Source organism: Micromonospora cynarisoli (genome assembly GCF_030518815.1).
In the GTDB taxonomy this organism is placed as follows: domain Bacteria; phylum Actinomycetota; class Actinomycetes; order Mycobacteriales; family Micromonosporaceae; genus Micromonospora; species Micromonospora wenchangensis.
Map to the genome: position 1 here is coordinate 4,831,079 of NZ_CP130426.1, position 25,097 is coordinate 4,856,175.

Genomic DNA, 25,097 nt, shown 5'->3' on the forward strand with positions numbered 1-25,097 from the left:
CTCAGCGTTCCGGTCGCTGGACGAGGTCGACGAAGTCCTGTTCGTTGCGTTCGGCGAGCCACACGTACGCCCAGCCGACGGCGATGAGGAAGGGGAACGAGACCACCCCGAGCAGCAGCCAGGGCAGGTTGACGCCGAGCACGGTGACCCGGCCGACCGGGGGCGCGACGGCGAACAGCCAGGGCAGCCCGCCCAACCCGATGAGCACCAGCAGGCTCAGCCGCAGGGCGAGGGTGAGCTGCGCCCGGACCAGGCCCCGGACCAGCGCCTCACCGACCCGGGTCTGCTGGGTCAGCTCGGTGCGGGTGTGGGCGGCCCGGGTGTCCCGGCGGGAGACGCCGGCAAGCACGATCCGTACCCGCCCGGTCGACCGGACGGCCGGCGGCCCCGGGTCCACCGGTGGCGGTTCGGGGTCGTGGTCGGCGGTCACCCGGGCAGTCTCGTCCGCCCCACCCGAATGTCAAGTGTCGTCCACCGGGGGTGTGGACAACCTGTGGACAAGGCGGCCGGCCTGTGGACGACGGTGGGGGACCTGATGACCACCATGGCGTTACGTCTGATTCGTCCTCACCGGAACGTCACCCGGAGATCATCTGTACCGGCCTTGCCGGCATTGACCCAGGCCCCTACGCTGGGGCAGCCAATCCCTTTCTCTTCGAACACGGGGTTTCTATGCGCAAAATTCGCACTCTCCTCGGCGTCGGTCTCGCCGGAGCATGTGCACTCGCCGTGGTGCCGGGTACGGCCTCCGCGGCTCCCGCCTCCGCGCCGCTGCAGAAGTCGGCGGCCCTCGACGACGTGACCGGCGCCTACTACCCGGTCTCCCCGGCCCGCCTGCTGGACACCCGCAACGGCACCGGCGCCCCGGTCGGCAAGATCGGCGCCGGCAAGAAGGTCGACCTCCAGGTCGCCGGCCGTGGTGGCGTACCGGCCAGCGGCGTCGGCGCGGTCGTGCTGAACGTGACCGTCACCGGTCCCAGCGCCGCCAGCTTCCTCACCGCCTACCCGACTGGCGAGTCCCGCCCCACCGCCTCCTCGGTGAACTTCGCCAAGGGCTGGCTGGGCTCCAACAACGTCACCGTGAAGCTCGGCTCCGGTGGCAAGGTCTCGGTCTACAACAACAGCGGCTCGACCGACGTGATCGTCGACGTGGTCGGCTTCTACGCGGGCGACAACAGCCTCACCAACCGCGCCGGCGGCCAGTACGAGTGGTACCTGCCGGAGCGCATGTGGGACAGCCGCGAGGACCCGGAGGGCAAGCCCCCGGCCGGCCAGGTGCTGGAATACTCGCTCAACTTCGGCGCCGACTACAACCCGCACGTCAAGTCGTTCGTCTTCAACGTCACCGCGGTGTCGCCGGCCAAGTCCGGCTTCCTCACCGCGTGGTCCGGCAAGGGCGCCCGGCCGGCCGCGTCGACGGTGAACTACCTCGCCGGCAAGAACGTGCCGAACCTGACCTTCGTGCAGACCACCCCCTGCACCGGCACCGAGCTGAACGGGTGGTGCACCGTGGGTGCGCCGAAGTTCAGCATCTACACCTCGCAGGCGGCGCACGTCCTGGTCGACCTGGTCGGCGTGGTGGACGACGGCGAGTCTCCGTACGGCATGCGGTTCTCCCCGCTGAGCCCGACCCGGATCGTCGACAGCCGCTCCAACCTGGGCATCTCCGGGGCCATCCCGGCCAACGGCACCCGCAAGGTCACCACCCCGGCCGAGCTGGTCACGCCCGACACCGAGGTGCTGGCGATGAACGTCACCGCCGTCACCCCGACCAACAACACGGTCATCACCACCTGGCCGGCGGACTTCGACAGCGTCGGCAAGCCCGCCACCAGCAACCTGAACCCGTACGCGGGCCAGGTCGTCTCCAACGGCGTGCTGGGTGTCATCGGCCCGAACTACGCGTTCAACGTCAACAACCTGTCCGGCAGCACGCACCTGGTCGCCGACGTGGTGGGCACGTTCTACTACCCGCCGGCGTCCACGACCAAGTCGGCCACCTCGCTGAAGGGCGGCAAGGCCAAGCCGAGCGCGGTTCCGGCCGCGAGCCGGCGCTGACCGACAGCCGCCACGACGGCTGACCGCCAGTCGTCACCGCAGAGCGCCCCGACCATGCGGTCGGGGCGCTCTCGCCTTTCCGTGAGCGCCGGGCCCGTGCCGCCGTGGATGAACCGGCTCACGTGCCGGTCGTCGATCCGGTAAGGGTGCAATGCCCTTTCTTGGCATTCCATCGATATGGCCTTGCCGCTCGTGATCACCACCCATAGTGTGTGGTCCACAATCACTCTTCCTTCTTCACGGGGTAATGCATGCGCATTTTTCGCGCTCTACTCGGCATGAGCATTGCCGGGGCCTGTGCGCTGGCCGTACTGCCGGGGATGGCGCTGGCCGCGCCCACCGCGCCGTACACGGTCCTCACCGTCGACGTCGGCGACCAGACCGGCGGCTATCCGATCTACCGGTCCGACGTCTTCGACCGCGACAACTCCACCGTCTCCGTCGTCGCGCAGAGCAACGACCGGCTGGCGGTCGAAACCAACCGGGCCGGCTCCTACGTGCGGCTCAACATCCAGCCGCCGGCCGGCGAGCAGTGGACTGCCGGCCAGACCTACCAGGCGACCTGGCAGGGCGACGGCGGCACCGCCGCCATGGACCTGGCCTCCGACGGGCGCGGCTGCGGCCACGTCACCGGCTGGATCAAGGTCCGGCAGGCCGACCGGGACAGCGACACCGGCCGGGTCGACGCCTTCGCCGCCGCCTACGAGTACAGCTGCCGGGACAGCACCTACTACACCGGTACGGTCAGCGGCGAGCTGCGCTGGAACTCGTCAGTGGACTACGCGGTCGCGCACGGCGAGCCCAACCCGGTCAGCTTCGACTACCAGGAGATCGCGGTGCCCAGCGCGGCCAAGACGGTGACCTTCCGGTCCGTCGGCAGCGCCTCGGTCACCTTCGGAACGGCCAGCCTCGGCGGCCCGACGCCTGAGGCGTTCGCGCTGCTCGGCTCGGACTGCACCGGCCGGACGCTGACCCCGGGGCAGACCTGCACGGTCTCGGTCGCGGCCAACCCGACCAAGGAGGGGGTGCAGCAGGCGAGCCTGCTGCTCGCCGACGACAGCGCCTCCGGTACCCGCCGGGTGCAGTTGGCCGTGGAGGGTTTCCGGGGCGTCACCGGCAGCTACTACCCGTTGGCACCGAAGCGGCTGATGGACACCCGTTCCGGGTTGGGCGCGCCCAAGGCCAAGATCGGGCCGGGTAAGAAGGTCGACCTCCAGGTCACCGGCCGAGGTGGGGTGCCGAGCAGCGGTGTCGGCTCCGTCGTGCTGAATGTGACGGTCGTCGGCCCGACGGCGGGCAGCTTCCTGACCCTCTACCCCGCCGGTGAGAGCCGGCCGACCGCGTCCTCGATCAACTTTGCGAAGTCGTGGCTCGGCTCGAACAGCGTCACCGTCAAGGTGGGCTCCGGCGGCAAGGTGTCGGTCTACAACCACGCCGGGTCGACGGACGTCGTGGTCGACGTGGCGGGCGTCTGGGCCGGGAACAACTCGCTCTCCAGCCGGGGGCAGGGCGGCCAGTACCAGTGGATCAAGCCGTACCGCCTCTACGACACCCGGGAGGACGGCGCTCCCCTGCCCGCCACCTACTACATGCGGAGTTGGCTCAGCTTCGGCGACCTCAACACCCACGTCAAGGCGCTGGTCGTCAACATCACCGCCGTCTCGCCCCGCAAGGCCGGCTACCTGACGGCGTGGACCGGGCAGGGGGACGTGCCCACCGCGTCCACGGTCAACTACCCGGCGGGCAAGGTGGTGCCGAACCTCGCCATCGTGGAGACCGTCGAGTGCACCGAGTGCGGCGGCCGGCGGGCACCGCAGTTCGCGATCTACACCTCACAGACCACCCACCTGGTGGTGGACGTGGTGGGCGTGATCGACGACGGCACCGTCCCGGACGGCCTGCGGTTCACCCCGATGTCGCCGACCCGGATCGCGGACAGCCGGATCGGCCAGGGCCTGCCGAGCGTCCTCGGGCCGGCCTCGGTCGGCAAGGTCACCGCACCGGCGGGCATGCTGACCCCCAGCACGCAGGTGCTCGCGATGAACGTCACCGCGGTCACCCCGACCAGCAACACCGTGCTCACGGTGTGGCCGGCCGACTCGGCGATGACCCGGCCCACGGCGAGCAACCTCAACCCGGCCGCCGGGCAGACCGTCTCCAACGCGGTGCTGGGCATCCTCGGCCCGACCCAGGGCTTCAACGTCTACAACCACTCGGGTAACACCCACGTGGTCGCCGACGTGGTCGGCACGCTCTGGGTCTACCCGGGCACGGCCGCCCTGCCCACGGGCCGGGCCACGTCTCCCGGCAGCAGGCTCAAGGTGATCGACTCCGGTGTGGGCGCCCCTTCCCCGCGCTGACCCGTCACGACGGAAGGGCGCCCCGGCCGAGGCCGGGGCGCCCTTCCGTCGTTCCCGCGCCAGGGGGCCGATGTTGTGGCATCCGGGCACTCCGTCACCGCAACGTCGCCGACATTGCGACGATCAGCCGCCGGCGGGCGGCACGGCGGCGGACATGGCCGCACCCGGCTCAGCGGTTCCAGTCCTGTTTGGCGGCGCGGACCAGTTTGTCCTTCAGCTCCCGGGTGTGCCGGCGGCTCACCGGCAACTCGGCGGCGTCGATCAGCACCACGTACCCCGAGTTGACCAGGCGCAGCTCCGCGATCAGCCGCAACTGCACCAGGTACGACCGGTGGATGCGGACGAAACCCGCGTCCGCCCAACGTTCGGCGAGGGTGGCCAGCGACACCCGGACCAGGTGCGATCCGTCGGCGGTGTGCAGCCGGGCGTAGTCGCCCTGCGCCTCCACCCAGCGCACCGCCGAGCGGGGCAGCATCCGGGTCGTCCCGGCCAACTCCACCGGGATCGTCGGGTCCTCCTCGGCACGGGCCAGCGCCGCCGGGTGCGACGGCACCACCCGGGAGCCCATCACCCGGCGCAGGGACTCGGCCAGCCGTTCGGCGCGTACCGGCTTGCGGACGTAGTCGGTGGCCCCCAGGTCGAACGCGTCGACCGCGCCGTCGTCGTACGCGGTGACGAAGACGATCGCGGGGGGCCGGGCGAACCGGCGCAGCACCCGGGCCAGTTCCATCCCGTCCAGGCCGGGCATCCGGATGTCCAGGAAGACCACGTCTACGTCGGTGTCCCGCAGCACCCGCAGCGCCTCGGTGGCGTCACCCGCTGTGTGCAGCCGGGCCACCCGGGGATCGGCGCGCAGGTGGTACGCCAACTCGTCGAGCGCCGGTGGCTCGTCGTCGACGGCCAGCACGCGCAGGAATCCGGAGGCGTTCACCGCGCCGGCCCGCTCGCTCACGCGCCGGCCCGTACGCCCGGGTGGAACTTCGGAATCCGCAGGCTCACCTTCGTGCCCGAGCCGGGGCCCGTCTCGACGACCAGGCCGAACCCGTCGCCGAAGACCGAGCGGAGCCGCTCGTCGACGTTGGAGAGGCCGACGTGCTGGCCCGGGTCGTCGGTCGGGTCGCTGCCGGCCCGGGTCAGTTCGGCGATCCCCGCGGTCAGCGTGGCCGGGTCCATCCCCACTCCGTCGTCCTCCACAGTGATGTGACACTCGGCACCCGCGTCCCGGGCCTCGATGCTCACCATGCCGGTACCGGGCTTGCGCGACAACCCGTGTCGCACCGCGTTCTCCACCAACGGTTGCAGGCACAGGAACGGCAGGGTCACCGGCAGCACCTCCGGGGCGATCTGCAACCGCACCTGCAACCGGTCACCGAACCGGGCCCGTTCGATGGTCAGGTAGCGATCGATGGAACGCAACTCCTCGGCGAGGGTGGTGAACTCCCCGTGCGCCCGGAACGAGTACCTGGTGAACTCGGCGAACTCCAGGATCAGCTCCCGGGCCCGCTCCGGGTCGGTGCGCACGAACGACCCGATCGCGGTCAGCGCGTTGTAGATGAAGTGCGGGCTGATCTGCGCCCGCAACGCCCGGATCTCGGCGCGGGCCAGCCGCTCCCGGGACGAGTCCAGCTCGGCCAGCGAGAGCTGGTTGCCGGCCCAGTGCGCGGTCTCCAGGGTGGCCTGCACCAGACCGGGTGCGGGTGGCCCGTCGGCCACCGCGACCAGCGCCCCGACCACCCGGCCGTCGGCCGACAGGGGCGCCACCACCGCCCCCCGGACCAGGCAGTCCACCCGGTCGCAGTGCAACTCCGACTCGCCCAGCACCGTCGACCGGCCGGTTTCGGCCACCCGCCGGGCCGCCGCGAGCAGTTGCCCGCCGTGGTGCCCGCCGCGCCCGTCGAGGGCGAGCAGCGTGTCGGCGTCCGTCAACGCCAGCCCGGCCGCCCCCACGAGGGCCCGCAGATGGCGTACGGCCTTCGCCGCGCCCGCCGGGTGCAGGCCGGTGCGCAGCGGCTCGGCGGCCAGCCCGGCGGTGTGCAGCACCTCGTAGGTGGCCCGTTGGGTGGCGGTGGCGATGCCCCGTCGACCGCGCAGCCGCAGCGCCGCCCAGAGCGCGGCGGCGAGCGCGGTCACCAGCGAGACGACGCCGGCCACGGCGGAGAGGTTGCCACCCACCCCGCGATCCTGGCCTGTCCGGCCCGCCACGCCAAGGGGTTCAGTACGCGCCCTTGCGGGCCAGCACCACACCGACCGTGCGCCACAGGATGCTCAGGTCGTACGCCAGCGACCAGTTGTCGACGTAGTAGAGGTCGAGCCGGACCGCCTCGTCCCAGGACAGGTCGGAGCGGCCGGACACCTGCCACAGGCCGGTCATCCCCGGACGGACCAGCAGCCGCCGGCGTACGTCACCGAGGAAGTCGCCGTCGTCGGCGGGCAGCGGACGCGGCCCCACCAGCGACATCTCCCCCCAGAGCACGTTGATCAACTGGGGCAGCTCGTCCAGCGAGGAGGCGCGCAGGAAGCGGCCCACCGGGAACACCCGGGGGTCCTGCTTCATCTTGAACAGCATGCCGTCGGTCTCGTTCTGGTCGACCAGGCCGGCCAGCCGCTCCTCGGCGTTGACGTACATGGTGCGGAACTTCCACACCCGGAAGGTCCGCCCCTCGTGGCCCACCCGGGGCTGGCGGAAGAAGACCGGCCCGGGGTCGGAGAGCCGGATGGCCAGCCCGACGGCGAGGAAGACCGGGACGAGCAGCAGCAGGCCCAGCCCGGCGGCGACCCGGTCCATCAGGTTCTTGGCCAGCAGCGCCGGCCCGGACAGGGTCGGCTCCTCCACGTGCAGCAGCGGCAGGCCCTCGATCGGGCGGATGTGCACCCGGGGGCCGGCGATGTCGGTGAGCTGCGGGGCGACCACCAGGTCGACGCCGGAGCCCTCCAGTTGCCAGGCCAGCCGGCGCAGCTCACCCGGCTCGGCGCTGGCCGAGCCGCAGACCGCGATGGTGTCCCCGCCGACCTCCCGGACCAGGGCCAGCACGTCCCGGCCGGCGTACACCGGGACGGGGGTCTGGATGCCCCGGGCGGCGGCGTACCCGTCGGTGATGTGGATGGCCACCGGCACCAGGCCGGCGGCCGGGTTGCGGGTGACCGCGACGTAGACCTCCAGGCACTCCGGCAGCGTGCCCACCAGCACCATCCGGTGCCCGGCGTGCCCGGCGCGACTCCGCACCCGGTGCAGCACGAACCGGGCGCTGATCCGGCCCAGCAGGACCAGGACCAACGCCCCGAGCAGGGCGAAACCCACCGTGTAACGGGACAGGTCCGTCTTGGTGGCGAAGGCGACGAAGGAGACGGTCGCGGCGACCGCGACGCCACCCCGGATGACCCGCTTGTACTCCTCCGGGCCGAGACCGAGGTATCGCCGGTCGTAGGCGCGGTTGCCCCAGAGAGCCACCACCCAGCCGAGCGGAACCAGCAGGAAGACCACGGTGTAGAACCAGGTCGGGTCCGCCTGTGCGTTGTAGAAGCCCGCCCGTGCCTGGCCGAACGCCTCCTGGGCGATCCAGTCGGCCAGCACCACGGCGGCAAAGTCGAGCAGCAGGAGCGCCGCTGTGTACGGACGGTGCCAGCGGGACACGCGGCGTCGGGCGCGGGCCCATGCCGACCGGGGCACCCCGTTGTGTGACGGCGGTGTCGGCGGCTGGATCTCGAAGCTGTCGACGTGCCGCACGAGTTTGCTCCGGCCTGTGTTGGTTACCGGGCGCTGGAGGCTTGTCGTCACCTCAACCCATGTCCTCCCGCATGACACGCGCCGCTCACTCGCCGTGAGGGGCCCGGGTCGCCCACCGTTCCAGTCTCCCACGCCGGCAGCGGGTCAAACGCGGAGCCGAGGGGCTTTGCGTCTGGCGTTGCCGATGGAGAACCGGCCGACTTCACGTCAGTTTTCGAAGCCGGGGACCGAGCCACTATACCGATGGACGGCCGCGGGGGTAGAGCGCGGACGGGGACGTTCCACGCGCCAGGGACGATACCTCTCCGTAACAATGGCGCGGTGTGACTCACCGTACGAGGCGGGACAACCGACGGTCAGCGAGCGGTTTGCCCCCGGTCTGGCAGGTCGGGCAGTACTGGAGGCTGGAGTCGGCGAACGAGACCTCGCGGACGGTGTCGCCACAGACCGGGCAGGGCAACCCGGTGCGGGCGTGCACCTTCAGGCCGGAACGCTTCTCGCCCTTCAGCTCCGCGGCCCGGTGCCCGGCCGAGCGGCGTACCGCGTCGCCCAGCACCGTCCGGGTGGCGGCGTGCAGGGTGGCGAGCTGGTCGTCGGTGAGCCGGTCGGTGATCGCGAACGGGGAGAGCTTCGCCGCGTGCAGGATCTCGTCGGAGTATGCGTTGCCGACCCCGGCGAGCACCGCCTGATCGGTCAGCACCCCCTTGACCTGCCCCCGTCGGCTGCGCAGCCGCTCGGTGAAGGTGGCCAGGTCGGCGTCGAGCGCGTCCGGCCCGAGCTTGGCGACCCCGGGGACCTGCGCCGGGTCGGTCACCAGGTAGGCGGCGAGCTTCTTCTGGGTGCCCGCCTCGGTGAGGTCGAACCCGGAGCCGTCGTCGAGGCGTACCCGCAGGGCGATCGGGCCCTTGCCGGGGCGCAGCGGGGTGGTCGACGGGAACGCCTCCCGGTAGTGCAGCCAGCCGGCGCGGGCCAGGTGCACCACCAGGTGCAGGTCACCGTCGAAGATCACGTCGAGGAACTTGCCGTGCCGCCGGGCGTCGGCCACCGCCCGGCCCGACACCGCCGTGGGCGCCGGGTCGTACGTCTTCAGGGCGCTGATCGCGGCGACCTCGACCCGGTCGACGTGACGCCCCACGGCACGCTCACGTAGGTAGCCCGCGAGCGCTTCCACCTCCGGTAGTTCGGGCACCCTCTCACGGTAGCCTTCGTTCCCGTGAGCGCGAGGAATGAGCTTGCGAGTCCCTGCCGTGAGTGCGAGGAGTGAGCTTGCGAGCCCCGCAGTCGCGAGCAGAAACCGGCACAGTCGCGATCGAAAGGCAAGCTCTGTGAGAATCGTGGTGGCGCACAACCGGTACCGGGAAGCCCAGCCGTCGGGTGAGAACACCATGGTCGACTCGGAGATCGGGCAGCTCACCGCCGCCGGGGTCGAGGTGCTGCCGTTCATCCGAAGCTCGGACGAGATCCCGTCGATGCCGAAGTCGGCCAAGGCGCTGTTGCCGATCTCACCGATCTACGCTCCGCGCGCCCAGCAGGACCTGTCCCGGCTGCTCACCGAGCACCGGCCGGACGTGCTGCACCTGCACAACCCGTACCCCCTGCTCTCGCCCTGGGTGGTGCGGACCGCGCACAAGCACGGTGTGCCGGTGGTGCAGACGGTGCACAACTACCGGCAGGTCTGCTCGTCGGGGATCTACTTCCGCGACGGCGTCATCTGCCAGGACTGCAGGGGTCGGGCGCTGGCGGTGCCGTCGATCGTGCACCGCTGCTACCGGGACTCGCGGGCGCAGAGCGCACTGATGGCGGCCACCCTGGCCGTGCACCGGGGCACCTGGCGTTCGGTGGACCGGTTCATCGCGCTCACCTCGGCCATCGCCGACCATCTGACCGACTACGGCATCCCGGCCGAGCGGATCGTGGTCAAGCCGAACGCGGTGCCCGACCCGGGTGCCCCCACCCCGCTCGGCGACGGCTTCCTCTATCTGGCCCGGCTCACCCCGGAGAAGGGCCTCGACCTGCTGTTGGACGCCTGGCGGCGGCACCCGGTGGGCAGCCTCGGCACGCTGCGGGTGGCCGGTGACGGCGAGCTGCGTCCGCTGGTCGAGGCCGCCGCCGCCGAGCGCGCCGACGTCGTCTACCTGGGCCAACTCGACCGGGCCGGGGTACGCGCCGCCGTCGAGGCCAGCGCCGTGGTGATCGCCGCCTCGATGTGGCACGACGTGCTGCCCACGGTGATCATCGAGGCGTTGGCCAGTGGGCGGCCGGTGCTCGGCACCGCGCTCGGTGGCATCCCGTACCTGGTCGGTGCGGACGTCCCGCACGAGCCCGCCGGCACCGGCCCGGCCGCCGTCGCCTCGGCGGTCGCCGGCCACGCCCCGCCGCCGGCCGGTCCGCCGGCGGTCCCGGCCGGCCTGCTCGGCGGCACCGCCGGCTGGGTGGTCCCACCGGACCCGGCCGTGCTGGCCGCCGCGCTCCCGGTCGCGCGGGCCGGTGCCGCGCTGCTGTCCGCCCCGGCCCGGCTGCGGTACGAGCAGACCTTCCACCCGGATGTGGTCCTCAAGCGCCACCTCGCCATCTACACCTCCCTCACCCGCGCCCACTGACCCCGCCGCTGTGCGTCAACGGCGGACCTCCGCGAGATCTTGGCGGAAAGTGGCCCCTCTGGAGGCCCTTTCCCCCCAAGATCTCTTGGTGGCCGGGAGTGTCGCGGGGCGGCCGACATGTCTGCGCGAAGTGATATGCCCAGCAGTCATATTTATGCCTGCCGGGTATGACGACTCTGGCCGAACCAGCTCCGTGGGCCGTGTGTGCCCCTGCTGTCCGCCCGCGAGGACGACCCGGGGCTGAGCGTGGTGGGCGACGGTGCCCGGCCGGTTGTGGGCGGTGGGCGCCAGCGACAGGTGCGGCGCGGTCATGGTCAGGTCACGTCGTCTACCTGGAGACGTTCACGGACGCAGATCACCTCGACAGCCCCGAGGCGCTCCGGGCCTACAAGCGGCTGTGGGACCGACTCCGGGCTGCGGCCTTGGGCCAACGGAGTCCCGCAAGCTGATCCTGCGGATCGCTGGCGAGATGAAGTAGAGGCTGACATGTCGGACCCGGACCTCACCGGCGCGGTATGGCGCAAGTCCACCCGCAGCGACGGCAACGGCGGCGCGTGCGTCGAGGTGGCCGACCTCGGCAACGGGGTGGCCGTCCGGGACAGCAAGGACAAGTCAGGCCCCACCCTGGCCTTCGACACCCAGGGCTGGCGCACCTTCGTCGACTCCCTCAGGAGCAACTGACGCCGCCTCTCGTACCGACGGCGGCAGTGACACGCCCCGGCTCCGTCTCGGAGGCCGGAGGCGCGCTGCTTTCCGCCTCGGTGAGGGTTGTCGATCGACTGCTGGGCACCGAACCTCCGCCGCCCGGGATCGGGGAAGCCTAGAACCCGTGCGCTGAAGTGGCGGTATCCCGGCGAGGTCGATACCCCAACTCCGTCCCAACGGAGTCGATCAAGGTGGGCGCCGTTCGGCATCGGAGTGCGCGGCCCGCCTCGGCGATGGCCGTTCAGGCTGGGACTTTGCCGGCCTCTGTGGGGTGGAGTCGAATACCAGCGCTTCGAAACCACCTGCAGAGATACCGATTCCTCGCCGACCTGAACCATCCTGGACGTCGTTTATCGTGCCGACTCCCGGAAGCTTTGCCAGCGCCTTGAAGATTGCACTGCGCTGTTCTGGCTGTAGGTAGGTCCCTGTCATGAGAAGCGACCTTGCCGTTTCGAACGCCAAGCCGTCATGCCCGCTGATCGGGTTGGGAATCGAGGGCTCCGGACTAGGTGAACCAGCTCGGCGGTCCCCCGTGAGCCATGCCAGCACCGCAGCGGGGTCAGTAGGGAAATCGACTGGTAAGACGCCCCTTGTGCAGGGCGCTGATGCACCTCCTGGTACGGCCGGCTTTTGCGCCTCCGGACATGGGGCGACCGGAAGCCAAGGCCCCACTCGCTGTCGACTTCTTCGGGGCGCTGTCGTTGCTGGCCGCTCTTCGCTGGGTTCACCGGGAGCCAGATCTGGGTCACGACCGGGCTATTTCTGACGACCATGAAGGAGCCGTCAGGCTGCTCAACTTGGCTTGGGTAACTGCTGACCGTCTCGGTAAAGATGTACTCGCTGTCCTGGAGGGGAAGAAGAGTGGATTGGCTGCTGACGGCGGCGGCCTTGTCGAGGATGGTAGCGGCCCCGTCGGCTGCCGTCTGGCCAGGCGATGTTCCTGGCGGACTCGGCCATACGCTTGCCATCGCCGCAGTAACTCCTGCTACCGCAAGCGCTGCGACTCCGACGTGCCATATCTTCAGCGGTCGCCGACGAGGTGGGGCGCAGAGGGTGGCTGGGGAAAATGGAGCAAGTGGCTCACCCTGGCCTGGGGCGAGGTCCTCTCCCAACTGCTTGATCAGGTCTAGATCCTTCACGTCAACTCCAGGGCGATGTCGTCGGGCAGATACTTGCGGATCTTCTGACGGGCGCGATGCAGCCGCGATCGAACTGTGCCGGGCGGTACCTGAAGCGCCCTGGCCACTTCCTCGTATGTCAGACCGGCCCACGCGATCATGAGTAGGACGTCCCGGTCACGGCGAGAAAGCTTCGTGAGCGCCTCGATCAGCGGCTTCCGTAGCGTCCGAGCTGATACCGCATCAGCCACCTGATTGGCAATACTCTCCGTATACTCCTGATCCTGATGGATCGAGCGGAGGAGAGTGCGATACCTGGCCTTCTCCACGCGGTGGTGGCGGGCGATCTCGTTGATCGCTATGGCAAAGAACCACGGCCGAGTATCGCTGTGTCTGAGGTCGTACGTCTGTCTGGCGCGGAACGCCTTCAGGAAGGTCTCCGCGACGACATCCTCCGCGGCCTCCCGTCCGAGCCTTCGATAGGCATAGCCGTGCAACACCCTGGCATGTCGCTCGTATAGCACACCGAAGTGGTTGGGGTCCAGCATCGACTCCTTGATGACCTCGGAGTCGGTACGCTCCGCTGTAGCCGGGGTGTCATGGACGTGGCCTTCCGTATTGATCACCTGCTTCAAATCTGCCTCCTGCGTTTCGTGGCCGCCCTGTCTATGCAGCAAAGGGCCAACGCGTTCGCCCTTTTCGGCGATGCGTGGATCACAAGCCGACAGGGGCGTGCTGTCGCGCGCCGTGTCGGCTTGGTCCCCATGACGATCGGCGTCGTACCGTCGACGGCGGTGGCCCGCGCACACCCACTCAGGAACGTGCGCGGGCACGCCTCACCGGTGGTTTCCGCTCTGGGACGCCGAGACTCTGATGCTCAGTCACCTACAGCGGCTGCTTGGAACCAGCCTGACTCCGTGGGGGCGATGTAGCGGTGTCGGGCGCGCTTGATACCCCAACTTCGCCCCAAGGGAGTCGATCAACCTGGGTCGGGCCGAACGCGGCCCGCGCGAGTGCCGGCCGCTAGAGCGAGGCGCGGGCCGAGAAGGCGATGCTGGCCAGCAGGAACCCGCCGTTGACCACCGTGAACGCCACGATCACCCAGAACACCAGCGCCGGCACGAGCATCAGCACCAACCCCGCCACGAAGATCACCGCCCCGTAGTCGCGGACCAGCTTGACCAGGCGTACCGGCAGGGACGTCGAGGTGACCATGCTGGCGGCGTTCGGGCCGGACTGCATCACCGAGGTCACCAGGTTGACCATCCAGGTGCCGGCGAAGGTCGCCACCAGCCAGGTCGGCGTGGAGGGGCGCTGCGCCACGGCGGTGGCGGACAGGGCGGCGACCAGGGCGATCTGGGCGGCCACGTCGCAGAGCACGTCGACCCGGGCACCGGCCGCGCTGCCCTGACCGGTCACCCGGGCGAGCTGCCCGTCGGCGCAGTCCAGGGCGTACGCCACCTGCCAGCCGACCAGCGCGACCAGCCCGACCAGCCAGGCCGGGACGGTGCCGGCGGCGACCCGCTCGGCGAGCGCCACCACGGTCACCGAGGCGGCCAGGCCGAGCACCAGGTTGGTGATGGTCAGCGCGGTCGGGCGCAGCCCGAGGCGCTGCGCGACCAGGGCGAAGACGGCACCCAGCCACTGGCTGACCGACTCGCTGAACAGGCCGCCGCCCCGGTTGACCCGGTGGAAGTCGGCAACGGTGGGACGGGGTTCAGCCACAGTGGTCGCGGAGTGCACCGGCGTAGTCTGCCAGCCGCTCCCGCGTCTCGGTAACCGACATGGCCAGGTGCTCCAGGATGGTGTACCGGTCGGGCCGGGTGGCCGGGGCGAACTGCACCGCCTCGACGAACTGGTCGTCGGTGAGGCCCACGTCGGCCGGGTGCCGGGGCAGCCGGTGCCGGCCCAGGCAGGCCGCCATCTCGGCGAAGCGCCGCTCGTCGCCGCGCAGGAACGTGCAGAACAGCGCGCCGAGGCCGGCCAGTTCGCCGTGCGACGAGGTGCCGGGGAAGAGGGCGTCGACGGCGTGCATGATCTCGTGGCAGCCGCCGCTGGCGGGTCGGCTGCTGCCGCAGACCGCCATCGCCAGGCCGCTGGAGATCAGCGCCTCGGCCAGCACCGTGACGAACGCGTCGTCGGTCATGTCGCCGGTGTGCGCGAGCACCGCCTCCGCGCCCATCCGGGCCAGCGACGCGGCGAGCCCGTCGACGGGCTCGCCGCGTACCTGGCGGGCCAGTTCCCAGTCGGCCAGGGCGCTGATGTTGCTGACCACGTCGCCGATGCCGGCCCGGTTGTGCTGGTCCGGGCCGGCGGCCACGAAGTCGAGGTCGACGATCACCGCGATCGGGATGTGCACCCCGTAGGAGCCCTTGAGGCCGCCGGTGATCAGGCTGGCGACCGGGGAGGCGATGCCGTCGTTGGCGAGGCTGGTCGCCATGGTCACCATCGGCAGGCCGCGCCGGGTGGCGGCGTACTTCGCCACGTCGATGGTCTTGCCGCCGCCGATGCCGACCACCGCGTCGTACGAACGTTCGCGGAGCTTGCCGCCCAGCTCGTCGGCGGCGTCGAGGGTGCCGCCGGCCACGGTGAACACGTCCGCCGAGCGCAGCGACGGCCGCAGCAGGTCGGCGATCTGCCCGCCCTGACCGGGGCCGACCACCACCGCCACGTCGCCCCCGGCGGAGATCCGCCCGTCGGCGAGGATCGTGGCGAGGTCGGCGACCGCACCGCGCCGCACGTCGATGTGCAGCGGGGTCAGGATGGTACGGGCTAGTAGCGGCACGCGATCTCCCGCGCCCGGGTCAGGTCGTCGTGGTTGTCGACCTCGACCCAGGAGACGTCCCCGATCGGCGCGGCCCGCACCTCGCCACCCCGGTCGGCGAACTCCTGGTAGCCGTCCTCGTAGTAGAGGTTCGGGTCCCGCCGCCAGGTCGCCTCCAGCGCGTCGGCGAGCGCCCCGGCCACCTGCGGTTCGATGAGCGTCGCGCCGATGTACTCGCCGTACGCCTCGCCCGGGTCCATCAGTTTGGTGATCCGGGTGAGCTGGCCGGCGGCGTCGAAGGTGGTCTTCATCTCCTCCTCGGCCAGCGTCTTGAGGGTGTCGACGGCGAGCAGGATGCCCGGCCCGCGCTCGGCGAGCAGGGTCTTCTCCACGCTCACCGGGTGCACGGTGTCGCCGTTGACCAGCAGCACGCCCCGGGCGAAGTGCTCCCGGGCCAGCCACAGCGAGTAGGCGTTGTTCCACTCCTCGGCCCTGTCGTTGTGCACCAGGGTGAGGGTGACGCCGTACCTCTCCTGAAGGGCCGCCTGCCGCTGCACGACCGCGTCGGCGGCGTAGCCGACCACGATCACGATCTCGGTGAGCCCCACCTGGGCCAGATTGCGCAGCGCGATGTCCAGGATGGTGGTCTCACCGTCCACCGGCACCAACGCCTTGGGCAGGGTGTCGGTGTACGGGCGCAGCCGGCGTCCCGCACCGGCCGCGAGCACCATCCCGATCATGCGGGGCCTCCCTCGTACGACTCCAGGTCACCGTGGAGGATAGCCCCGGGTGACCGGCCGGCCGCCGTCAACCGGGAGTTCACCCGGGCCGACCGGGGGTTCAGCCGGGCAGGGCGGCCAGGTCGGCGAGCACGCACAGCCGCTCGTCGGCGGTCAGCGTGGCGTACGGGCCGGCCGCCCGACGGTCGGTCTCCAGCTCGATGGCCCGCCGTTCCGGCCCGTCCGGCAGCTCGCCGACGCTGCCGGCGGTGTGCCCGGCGGCGGTCCACGCCTGCGCGTACGCGTCGGCCCGGTGGTACCGCAGCGCGCCGATCCGGTTGAGCAGCAGCACGCCCGGCGGGGTGCCGTCCGGCTCGTACGGCGGGGCCACCGCCGCGAACGCGGGCCCCGGCCCGGCGTCCGGCTCGCCGGCCAGCAGCACCGCGTACGCCACCACCCGCCCGTACGCCTCGACGAGCCGGCGCACCCGGTCGTCGTGCCCGGCCCACAGTTCCTCGGTCACCTCGGCGTGCACCTGGTACAGCTCGGTGAGGAAGTCGACGCCGCGTTCGGTGGCGGTGATGCCGCCGTCCGGCCGGCGGGCGATCGTGCCGTGGGCGACCTGCTTGTCCAGCGCCCGTTGGCAGGTTGCCGGGTCGCGGTAGCGGTTGACGGCGGCGAAGCCGGCCCGGTCGACGGTGCCGCCCGGCGCGGCGAGCCGGGTGCGGAACTCCACCAGGAAGCCGGTGGCGGCGGGCCCGCCGTACCGTTGGCTCAGTTCGGCGCCGCCGCCGTCGCGGCCGGCGAGCATCCCGGCCACGAACGCCCGCTCGACCGCCGGGGCGACCAGCCCGGCGAAGCGGTGCGGTGCCAGCTCGACGCCATCATCCGTGATCAACGCGCCGGCGCTGCGGAGGGGCTCGGTGGGCACGCTTCGACAGTAGCGAGCGCGGGCCGGCCGCGCCGATGCCCGGTCCCGGCCCGACCTGCACCGGAGTCGACCGGTTCGACCCTTACCGCCCCGTGCGGCGTGCCCGCATGTTGAACTTGGCGTGTATGCCGGCCGGAGCGGCCCGGCCAGGCCCTAGGCTCGTGCGCATGACCGCCGAGCAGCTGATCTCGTTCGCCCGTGGCGCGCCCTCGCTGGACATCGTGGATGTCGAGGGGCTCAAGGCCGCCGCCGTCCGTGCCTTCGACGCCGACCCCGCCGGGGTCACCGCCTACGGCACCTCCGTGGGTTACCCCCCCCTGCGGAAGTGGATCGCCGAGAAGCACGGCGTCGAGGCGGATCAGGTGCTGGTCACCAACGGCTCGCTCCAGGCCGACGCGTTCCTCTTCGACCACCTGGTCCGGCGCGGGGACGCCGTGGTGGTGGAGCGTCCGACGTACGACCGGACGCTGCTCAACCTCCAGCGGATGGGCGGCGAGATCCACGGCGTGGGCATCGAGCCGGACGGCCTGGACACCGCCGAGCTGCGCAAGCTGCTGGAGTCCGGGGTACGCCCCCGGCTGGCCCACGTGATCCCGAACTACCAGAACCCGGCCGGGGTGACCCTCTCCCTGGACAAGCGCCGTGAGCTGCTCGACCTCGCCGCCGAGTACGGCTTCACCATCTTCGAGGACGACCCGTACGCCGACATCCGGTTCCGGGGCGAGCCGCTGCCGTCGATGCTGTCGATGGACACCCGGGGTGTGGTGGTGCACGCGTCGAGCTTCACCAAGACCGTCTGCCCCGGGGTCCGGGTCGGTTACCTGGTCGGGCCGGCGAGCCTGATCGCGGACATCGCCAAGACGGCGACCAGCCTCTACATCTCGCCGGGCATGGTGTCGCAGGCGATCGTGCACCAGTTCTGCGTCTCGGGTGACATCCAGCGGTCGATCGCCACGGTGTCCTCGGCACTGGGCGAGCGGGCCGGGGTGCTGGCCGAGTCGCTGCGCCGGCACCTGCCCGAGGTGACCTTCGTCGAGCCGGACGGCGGCTACTTCCTCTGGGTGGAGTTCCCCGACGACGTGGACGTGGACCGGTTGGCGCCGGCCGCCGCCGAGCGGGGTGTCGCAGTGGTCAAGGGCAGCGACTTCATGGTCGACGGTGGGCGGCACGCGTTGCGGCTGGCCTTCTCCGCGGTGACCGCGGACCGGATCGACGAGGGTGTGCGCCGGCTCGCGGACGCGGTGGCGGCCGTCCGCAGCTGAAATATCTGTCGGGTTTCCGACAAAAGTACGACGTCGGCCGGTCGAGGGCTCCCCTCGGCCGGCCCGGCGAACCACAATGCTGCGAGCGTCACTCACGTTCGGCCGGTGACCCGGTCGTTCCCGCCGGACGGGTGGGCGACGCGGCAGCATTACCCCCGCCCCCAGCGGTGCCGGGTGGGTCGGGTCGCCCCCTCACCCCCCTGAAAGCGGCCCGACCCGCCCGGCGCCCACAGCCGTAATCCCGGCGGCGGCGTAGCCTGCAAGCCGCAGCAGGACACCCGGGAGGGGGAACGCCATGACGGACCGGGCGGCACGGGAGCGGTCGGCGACACTCCACGGCGGTCGGGTGCTGAACCCCCGCGCCTGGGTGTCCCCGGTGCGCGCGATGTCCCGCATCCTCAACGCCGACGGCTCCCCCCGTACCCCCGCGCCCACCGGCCCGGGACGCAGCGGGGTGGTCGACTGCGGCCTCTACGTCGACGGCGAACGCCGCCCCGGCCAGTGGCAGTACGCCGAGGCACTGGCCGCCGCCCGCGACGAGCGCGACGGGTTCGTCTGGCTCGGGCTGCACGAACCGGAACTGGCCGAGATGACCGCCATCGCCGAGACGTACGGCCTGCACGAACTGGCCGTCGAGGACGCGGTGAAGGCCCAGCAGCGGCCCAAGCTGGAGCGCTTCGGCGAGGTCAGCTTCCTCGTGCTGCGGACCGCCCGCTACTGCGAGCACACCGAGCTGACCGAGACCTCCGAGGTGGTGGAGACCGGCCAGGTGATGCTGTTCATCGGGCCGAACTTCCTGATCAGCGTCCGGCACGGGGACGCCTGCCGGCTGTCGCCCGTCCGGGCCGACCTGGAGGCCAAGCGGGACCTGCTACGCCACGGGCCGTGGGCGGTGGCGTACGCGATCACCGACCGGGTGGTGGACCTCTACCTGGAGGTGGCCGACCAGTTGGAGGACGACCTCGACGTGCTGGAGGCCGACGTCTTCGACAGGCAGAGCAGCGGCCGCATCCAGCGGATCTACCAGATGAAGCGGGAACTGGTGGAGTTCAAGCGGGCGGTGATCCCGCTGCAACGGCCGCTGCTGACGCTTACCGCGCAGGTCAACCGCGAGGTGCCGCAGGAGGTACGGCGTTACTTCCGCGACGTGCAGGACCACCTCAGCCGCACCGTCGAGCAGGTCAACTCCTACGACGACCTGCTCAACTCGATCCTCCAGGCCCGGCTGGCGCAGGTCACCGTCGACCAGAACAACGACATGCGCAAGATCGCCGCGTGGGCGGCCATCGCGGCGGTGTGGACCGCGTTCGCCGGCGTCTACGGCATGAACTTCGAGAACATGCCCGAGCTGAAGTGGACGTACGGCTACCCGGGGGTGCTCGCGTTGATGCTCGCCATCTCGCTGGCGCTTTACAGGTGGTTCCGCCGCAACGGCTGGCTCTGACCGACGCCAGGTCAGTGGGCCGGGGCGGTGGCCGGGGTGGCCGCCGCCATCAGCTCGGAGACGGTGCAGAACTCGAAGCCCCGCCGCCGCAGCCCGGTGATCATCGCGGCCAGCCCCCGGATCGCGACCAGCCGGTCCGCCGGCCCGGTGTCGTGGGCGAGCAGGATGGTGCCCGGCTCACAGGAGTCGACGACGTAGTCGACCAGGCCGTCCGGATTCTGGGTGAACCGGGATTCGAGCATCTGCCGGTTCCACAGGACCACCTGGTAGCCGAGGTCGTTGGCGGCGAGCAGGGTGCTGCCGGCGAGGTGCCCGTACGGCGGGCGGAGCAGGGTGGGCTCCCGGCCGCAGAGCCGGGTCAGCTCGTTGTGCGCCCGACTGATCGCGGTGCACGCCTGCTCGTACGTCATCTTCGCGAGGTCCTGGTGGGCCCACGTGTGGTTGCCGATCTCGTGACCGTCGAGCCGGTGCGCCACCAGCCGGCCGTACTCGCGGGCGCGGCGGCCGACCATGAAGAACGTGGCCGGGGTGTCGGTCTGCGCGAGGATCGACAGCACCCGGGGGGTCCAGTTCGGCGCGGGCCCGTCGTCGAAGGTGAGCGCGATCAGCCGGCGGGTGGTGTCCACGCTCCACACCACGTCGACCCGGGGCGACCGGGGCGGGGTGCGCCGGTCGGCGTGCACGGTGGCGGCGTACCCGCCGTAGACGGGCAGCTTGCTGTCGGCGGTCGCCTCCGCGTACCCGAACTCGCCGGTCAGTACCGCCCCGGCGCCGGCCAGGGCGGCGGCGGTGCCGGAGAGCACCCGCCGCCGGGACAGCGCCCGGTCACGCCCGGCCGGGCGCTCGGCGGACTGGTCCCGGCGCCCCGTCGAGGGAGCGCCGCTCGGCTCCGGAGCCGAGCGCTCCGGGTCGGTGGTCGGCGGCATACGAGCACTGTAGGAGCCGGACGCCCGCCGGGTGGGCCCGTAACGGTCGGGGAGAACCCTGAAAAATCCTTACGTTGTCGTGGGGGTCGCAGCCCGGGGCGGGCACGCCACCGGCATGCCGGGCGGGCCGGAACCCGCCCGGGGCCGGAAGCCGGCTGCGGCGCGGGACGACCTGTGGGGTCGTCGCCGCGCCGCCGTCGATGTGCGGGGGATCAGCGCCGGGTGCTGGACGCGGTCTTCCCGGCGTCGAGCGCCTTGCCGAGGTCGTCGGCCGGTCGGCCGGAGACGTCGGTGGCGCCCTCGGCGACCGAGGGGACCTTGTCGTTCGGGTGGATCACCGGCTTGCCGGCCGGGCTGCCGGCCGCCACGGCGGAACTGCCGACGCCGGTGGGCGGGGTGGCCGAACCGGTGGCCGTGGTGCCGTCCGCCGACGGGGTCTCCACCACCAGGATGTCGACGTCGTCGCGGCCGGCGGCGGCCGAAGCGGTGGAGGCCCCGGCGGGCTGCGGGACGGGGGCGGTGCCGATGCTGCGGGTCGGGTCGTACTCGGCCCACTCCTGCTGCTCGCGGCGGCGACGCAGGGCCATCGCGCCGGCCACCCCGGCGACCGTGCCGGCGACCAGCAGGCCGGCCATCATGCCGCGCGAGGTCCGCTTCCGCTTCCGGGCCTTCGGGCTCTTCGCCTTGATCTTCTTGGTCACCTTGGCCTGCTTGGCGGCGGCGGCCTTCTTGCCGGCCACCGCCTTGCCGGCGGCCTCGGCCTGGGCGTGGCGCACCGCCAGGGCCACCGGGGCGAGCGCCGCGGCCGTCGTCGCCAGGCCGCTGGAAGCCCGGTCCCGCACCGCGACCGCGGTCGGTGCGACGGCACTGCGGGCCGACCGGACCCGCGGGCCGACGGTGGCGCCGGCACCCTTCGCCGCGTGCGTGGCGGCCTGCCTCAGGTGACCGATGCCCTGGTGCAGCTCCACCTTTGCCAGCTGCCCCTGGGTCTTGCGCCGCCCGATTCCAAACACGGTCCCACCTCCTGGGAGTTGTCCTTCGTCATCCTCCACCAACGGATGCCTCCGCACTGCCAGATGGGGCACATGGGAGGATCCGCATGGAACTGACCAACGAGTGAGGAGTACCCGTGGCCGAGGCTGTCTACGCCACCTTGCACACCAACGCTGGCCCGATCCGGCTGGAACTCTTCGGCAATCACGCTCCGAAGACGGTTCGTAACTTCGTCGACCTGGCCGAGGGCAACAAGGAATACACCGACCCCCGCACCGGTCAGCCGGGCAACGGGCCGTACTACGACGGCACCATCTCGCACCGGGTGATCAGCGGCTTCATGATCCAGATGGGTGACCCGACCGGCACCGGTCGGGGTGGCCCGGGTTACACGTTCGCCGACGAGTTCCACCCGGAGCTGCGCTTCGACCGACCGTACCTGCTGGCGATGGCGAACGCCGGGCCGGGCACCAACGGCTCGCAGTTCTTCATCACCGTCGGGGCGACCCCGCACCTGAACAACCGGCACACCATCTTCGGCCAGGTGGCCGACGAGCAGTCGGCGAAGGTGGTGGACTCGATCGCCAACACCCCCACCGGCCCGAGCGACAGGCCGTTGCAGGACGTGGTGATCGAGCGGGTCGAGATCGAGCGCACCGGGGCCTGACCGCGGCTGCGAGGTACCTTTGCACGCATGACTGAACGCTCCGGGCCGGTCGGCGACGCCACCGGTGGGTCGGTGCCGACCACACCGGTCTGCTACCGCCACTCCGACCGGGAGACGTACCTCAGGTGCTCCCGCTGCGACCGGCCGATCTGTCCGGACTGCATGCGGGACGCTCCCGTCGGCCACCAGTGCCCGGAGTGCGTGAACGAGGGACGCCGCAGCGTACGGCCGGCGCGTACCGCCTTCGGTGGCGGTGCCGCCGGCCGTCGCGGTCTGGTCACCCGCACCCTGATCGCGCTGAACGTGCTGGTGATGATCGTCTCGGTGCTCAGCGACCGGGGCGGCGACTCGCTGATCGGCGGCTCAGGCTTCGGCGGCCTGCTCGGCGGCGGCACCCCACTGACCCAGTGGGGCTCGGTGCTCAGCTACGCCTCGTACGTGCCGTTCGGCGAGGCGCACGGGGTCGCCTCCGGCGAGTGGTACCGGCTGGTCACCGCGATGTTCCTGCACTACGGCGTGGTGCACCTGCTGCTCAACATGTGGGCGCTCTGGGTGCTGGGGCGGGAGTTGGAGGCGCTGCTCGGACCGCTGCGCTTCCTCGGCCTCTACCTGATGGCCGGGCTCGGCGGCAACGTCGCGGCCTACCTGTTCAGCAGCCCCAACACCGCGTCGGCAGGTGCCTCGACGGCGGTCTTCGGGCTGTTCGCGGCGGTCTTCGTGCTGATGCGCCGGCTCGGCCGGGACACCTCGGCGATCCTGCCGATCCTGGTGATCAACCTGATCTTCACGTTCACCGTGCCGGGCATCTCCATCCCGGGCCACGTCGGCGGGCTGATCGTCGGGGCGCTGATGGCGCTCGTGCTGGCGTACGCCCCCCGGATGCGGCGCTCGGTGTTCCAGGCCGCCGGTGCGGGGGTCATCCTGCTCGCGCTGCTCGGCCTGGTGATCGTCCGTACGGTGATGCTGCTCGGCTGAGCGGGTCCTGCCGGATACCGCTGTCCCGGCCCCGTCGGGGTCGAGCACGTCGGCGGTGCCTCAGGGGCGGGCGGCCCGGACCGCCTCGGCCACCTCCGCCGGGGGTGCGCCCAGGTCGGAGCGGCCGAGCAGGTGCAGGGTCTCGCCCGCGTCGATCTCCAGGGTCTCGCCGGTCAGCCCGAACCGGGTCCGCCGGTCCACGGTGACCGCCTCCACCGCCTCCCATGGCAGGTGCCGCCGCCCGGCGTACCCCCGGACGACGGTGATCCCGACGGCGTCGACCGCGAGGCGGACCGGGGCGAGCAGGTCGCGTACCGCCCAGGTGGCCAGACCTGCGGCGGCGGCGACGGCCAGCGTCAGCCGGACCGGGTCGCCGTCGGCGAGCAGCAGTCCGAGGGCGACCAGCCCGACCGCGCCGGCCAGCTTCACCGCCGGGACCACCGGTGGGACCCGCCACTGACGGGCCGGAGACGTTGGTGGATGCACCGTCCCAGCATGCCAGCCGCGGCGGGCCGACCCCGGCGACGCGGGGGGCGGACCGGCGGTCGGCGACGTAGTATCGACACAGCCTAAGTTACCGGGGAGTAGTCATGAGTGACGCAGTCATCGTCGGTGCGGTGCGTACCCCGGTCGGGCGACGCAAGGGCGGCCTGGCCGAGGTGCACCCGGTCGACCTGTCGGCGCACGTGCTGCGCGCCCTCGCCGACCGCACCGGCATCGATCCCGGCCAGGTCGACGACGTGGTCTGGGGCTGCGTGTCCCAGGTCGGCGAGCAGTCCTGGAACGTCGCCCGCAACGCCGTGCTCGCCGCCGGCTGGCCCGAGTCGGTGCCCGGCACCACCCTCGACCGGCAGTGCGGTTCCAGCCAGCAGGCCCTGCACTTCGCCGCCGCGACGGTCGTCTCCGGTCAGGCCGACCTGGTGGTGGCCGGTGGCGTCGAGTCGATGACCCGGGTGCCGATGGGGTCCAGCGTCGGCGACGGCATGCCGTTCAGCGACCGCATCCGGGCCCGCTACCGGGGCGTCGAGGGCTTCGCCGACGACCAGCCGCTCCCGTTCAACCAGGGGGTCGGTGCCGAGCTGATCGCCGCCCGCTGGCGCTTCTCCCGCGCTCAGCTCGACGAGTTCGCGCTGGCCAGCCACGAGAAGGCCGCCGTCGCGCAGGCCGCCGGGGCGTTCGACCCCGAGCTGGCCCCGGTGCCGCGCAGCGACGGCCGCTCGTTCACCGCCGACGAGGGCATCCGCCGGGACACCTCCCTCGCCGCGCTCGGCGAGCTGAAGACCCCGTTCCGCGCCGACGGGGTGGTGACCGCCGGGTCCGCGTCGCAGATCTCCGACGGAGCCGCCGCGCTCGCCGTCACCACCAGCGAGTGGGCCAGCCGGCACGGCCTGCGACCGCTGGCCCGGGTGCACACCGCGGTGGTCGCCGCCGACGACCCGGTCGCCATGCTCACCGCCCCCATCCCGGCCACCGCGAAGGCGCTGCGCCGCGCCGGCCTGGGCATCGAGGAGATCGGCGTGTACGAGGTGAACGAGGCGTTCGCCCCGGTGCCGCTGGCCTGGCTCGCCGAGACCGAGGCCGACCCGGAGCGGTTGAACCCGCGCGGCGGGGCGATCGCGCTGGGGCACCCGCTCGGCGCGTCCGGTGCCCGGATCATGACGACGATGCTCCAGCACATGCGGGACAACGACCTCCGGTACGGCCTGCAGACCATGTGCGAGGGCGGCGGCATGGCCAACGCCACCATCCTCGAACTCCTCTGACGCCGCCCGTCCGCGAGCCCCGCCCGAGATCCCCGCAACGGGGCCGATGATGCGGTGTCCGGGTGGTCTTGATGCCGCCACATCGGCC

Annotated in this window: 22 protein-coding genes; 9 read left to right on the forward strand and 13 right to left on the reverse strand. The window is 71.6% G+C overall.

Annotation, left to right across the window (positions count from 1 at the left end; translation table 11 throughout):
* Position 1: 1 nt before the first annotated feature.
* A complete protein-coding gene (locus tag Q2K16_RS20900) occupies positions 2-397 on the reverse strand; it encodes a hypothetical protein (protein WP_302746563.1) in 396 nt (131 codons plus the stop codon).
* Between the two features lie 335 nt (positions 398-732).
* Here Q2K16_RS20900 and Q2K16_RS20905 point away from each other — a divergent pair, with 335 nt between their 5' ends.
* The gene (locus Q2K16_RS20905; protein ID WP_302739501.1) at positions 733-2,058 is read left to right on the forward strand and encodes a hypothetical protein; all 1,326 of its coding nucleotides are present in this window, start codon (positions 733-735) and stop codon (positions 2,056-2,058) included.
* 278 nt (positions 2,059-2,336) lie between these two features.
* Positions 2,337-4,418 (forward strand): choice-of-anchor D domain-containing protein, encoded by a 2,082-nt coding sequence (locus tag Q2K16_RS20910; protein ID WP_302739503.1) that lies wholly within the window; start codon positions 2,337-2,339, stop codon positions 4,416-4,418.
* Between the two features lie 169 nt (positions 4,419-4,587).
* Here the strand turns inward: Q2K16_RS20910 and Q2K16_RS20915 are convergent, their stop codons facing one another.
* The 4 genes from Q2K16_RS20915 to Q2K16_RS20930 all read right to left on the reverse strand — a co-directional run bounded on the left by Q2K16_RS20915 (position 4,588) and on the right by Q2K16_RS20930 (position 9,331).
* On the reverse strand, positions 4,588-5,349 hold the full coding sequence (locus tag Q2K16_RS20915) for a LytR/AlgR family response regulator transcription factor (RefSeq protein ID WP_088643667.1): 762 nt from the start codon (positions 5,347-5,349) through the stop codon (positions 4,588-4,590).
* Positions 5,350-5,366: 17 nt separating this feature from the next.
* Positions 5,367-6,590, reverse strand: coding sequence for a sensor histidine kinase (locus Q2K16_RS20920; protein WP_145922397.1), 1,224 nt, complete (start codon positions 6,588-6,590; stop codon positions 5,367-5,369).
* 40 nt (positions 6,591-6,630) lie between these two features.
* Positions 6,631-8,142 carry a sugar transferase gene (locus tag Q2K16_RS20925; protein ID WP_302739505.1) on the reverse strand — a complete coding sequence of 504 codons (1,512 nt, stop codon included), beginning with the start codon at positions 8,140-8,142 and terminating at the stop codon, positions 6,631-6,633.
* A gap of 328 nt (positions 8,143-8,470) precedes the next feature.
* Entirely contained in the window at positions 8,471-9,331 is an 861-nt protein-coding gene (locus tag Q2K16_RS20930; protein WP_302739507.1) for an Fpg/Nei family DNA glycosylase, read from the reverse strand.
* 136 nt (positions 9,332-9,467) lie between these two features.
* Between Q2K16_RS20930 and Q2K16_RS20935 the strand changes: the two genes are divergently transcribed.
* Both Q2K16_RS20935 and Q2K16_RS20945 read left to right on the forward strand, forming a co-directional pair.
* Positions 9,468-10,742: a glycosyltransferase gene (locus Q2K16_RS20935; protein ID WP_302739508.1), complete on the forward strand. Its 1,275-nt coding sequence runs from the start codon at positions 9,468-9,470 to the stop codon at positions 10,740-10,742.
* A 486-nt stretch (positions 10,743-11,228) separates the two neighbouring features.
* Positions 11,229-11,423 carry a DUF397 domain-containing protein gene (locus Q2K16_RS20945; RefSeq protein ID WP_302739511.1) on the forward strand — a complete coding sequence of 65 codons (195 nt, stop codon included), beginning with the start codon at positions 11,229-11,231 and terminating at the stop codon, positions 11,421-11,423.
* A 1,159-nt stretch (positions 11,424-12,582) separates the two neighbouring features.
* On the opposite strand, the gene Q2K16_RS20950 is transcribed toward Q2K16_RS20945, so the two are convergent.
* From Q2K16_RS20950 to Q2K16_RS20970, 5 genes are all read right to left on the reverse strand, one after another.
* Entirely contained in the window at positions 12,583-13,398 is an 816-nt protein-coding gene (locus Q2K16_RS20950; RefSeq protein ID WP_302739512.1) for an RNA polymerase sigma factor, read from the reverse strand.
* Between the two features lie 190 nt (positions 13,399-13,588).
* Entirely contained in the window at positions 13,589-14,308 is a 720-nt protein-coding gene (locus Q2K16_RS20955) for a CDP-alcohol phosphatidyltransferase family protein (protein WP_302739513.1), read from the reverse strand.
* Complete coding sequence (locus Q2K16_RS20960; protein ID WP_302739515.1) at positions 14,283-15,350, reverse strand: iron-containing alcohol dehydrogenase family protein; 1,068 nt, start codon at positions 15,348-15,350, stop codon at positions 14,283-14,285. Before Q2K16_RS20960 ends, Q2K16_RS20955 begins: the two co-directional genes overlap by 26 nt.
* Entirely contained in the window at positions 15,338-16,069 is a 732-nt protein-coding gene (locus Q2K16_RS20965; protein WP_302739516.1) for a phosphocholine cytidylyltransferase family protein, read from the reverse strand. Before Q2K16_RS20965 ends, Q2K16_RS20960 begins: the two co-directional genes overlap by 13 nt.
* A 100-nt stretch (positions 16,070-16,169) precedes the next feature.
* Entirely contained in the window at positions 16,170-16,979 is an 810-nt protein-coding gene (locus Q2K16_RS20970) for a helix-turn-helix domain-containing protein (protein ID WP_302739518.1), read from the reverse strand.
* A gap of 167 nt (positions 16,980-17,146) precedes the next feature.
* Between Q2K16_RS20970 and Q2K16_RS20975 the strand changes: the two genes are divergently transcribed.
* On the forward strand, positions 17,147-18,241 hold the full coding sequence (locus Q2K16_RS20975; protein WP_302739520.1) for an aminotransferase-like domain-containing protein: 1,095 nt from the start codon (positions 17,147-17,149) through the stop codon (positions 18,239-18,241).
* Between the two features lie 295 nt (positions 18,242-18,536).
* On the forward strand, positions 18,537-19,685 hold the full coding sequence (gene corA / locus Q2K16_RS20980) for a magnesium/cobalt transporter CorA (RefSeq protein ID WP_302739521.1): 1,149 nt from the start codon (positions 18,537-18,539) through the stop codon (positions 19,683-19,685).
* 11 nt (positions 19,686-19,696) lie between these two features.
* Here the strand turns inward: corA and Q2K16_RS20985 are convergent, their stop codons facing one another.
* Complete coding sequence (locus Q2K16_RS20985; RefSeq protein WP_302739523.1) at positions 19,697-20,611, reverse strand: polysaccharide deacetylase family protein; 915 nt, start codon at positions 20,609-20,611, stop codon at positions 19,697-19,699.
* A gap of 212 nt (positions 20,612-20,823) precedes the next feature.
* Positions 20,824-21,624, reverse strand: a complete 801-nt coding sequence (locus Q2K16_RS20990; protein WP_302739525.1) for a hypothetical protein — start codon at positions 21,622-21,624, stop codon at positions 20,824-20,826.
* 116 nt (positions 21,625-21,740) lie between these two features.
* Here Q2K16_RS20990 and Q2K16_RS20995 point away from each other — a divergent pair, with 116 nt between their 5' ends.
* Entirely contained in the window at positions 21,741-22,271 is a 531-nt protein-coding gene (locus tag Q2K16_RS20995; RefSeq protein WP_088642360.1) for a peptidylprolyl isomerase, read from the forward strand.
* A 27-nt stretch (positions 22,272-22,298) separates the two neighbouring features.
* Positions 22,299-23,246 carry a rhomboid family intramembrane serine protease gene (locus Q2K16_RS21000; protein ID WP_302739528.1) on the forward strand — a complete coding sequence of 316 codons (948 nt, stop codon included), beginning with the start codon at positions 22,299-22,301 and terminating at the stop codon, positions 23,244-23,246.
* A 60-nt stretch (positions 23,247-23,306) separates the two neighbouring features.
* Here the strand turns inward: Q2K16_RS21000 and Q2K16_RS21005 are convergent, their stop codons facing one another.
* Positions 23,307-23,732 (reverse strand): PH domain-containing protein, encoded by a 426-nt coding sequence (locus Q2K16_RS21005; RefSeq protein ID WP_302739530.1) that lies wholly within the window; start codon positions 23,730-23,732, stop codon positions 23,307-23,309.
* 104 nt (positions 23,733-23,836) lie between these two features.
* On the opposite strand from Q2K16_RS21005, the gene Q2K16_RS21010 reads away from it, so the two are divergent.
* Positions 23,837-25,009: a thiolase family protein gene (locus Q2K16_RS21010; RefSeq protein WP_302739532.1), complete on the forward strand. Its 1,173-nt coding sequence runs from the start codon at positions 23,837-23,839 to the stop codon at positions 25,007-25,009.
* The last annotated feature ends 88 nt before the right edge of the window (positions 25,010-25,097 follow it).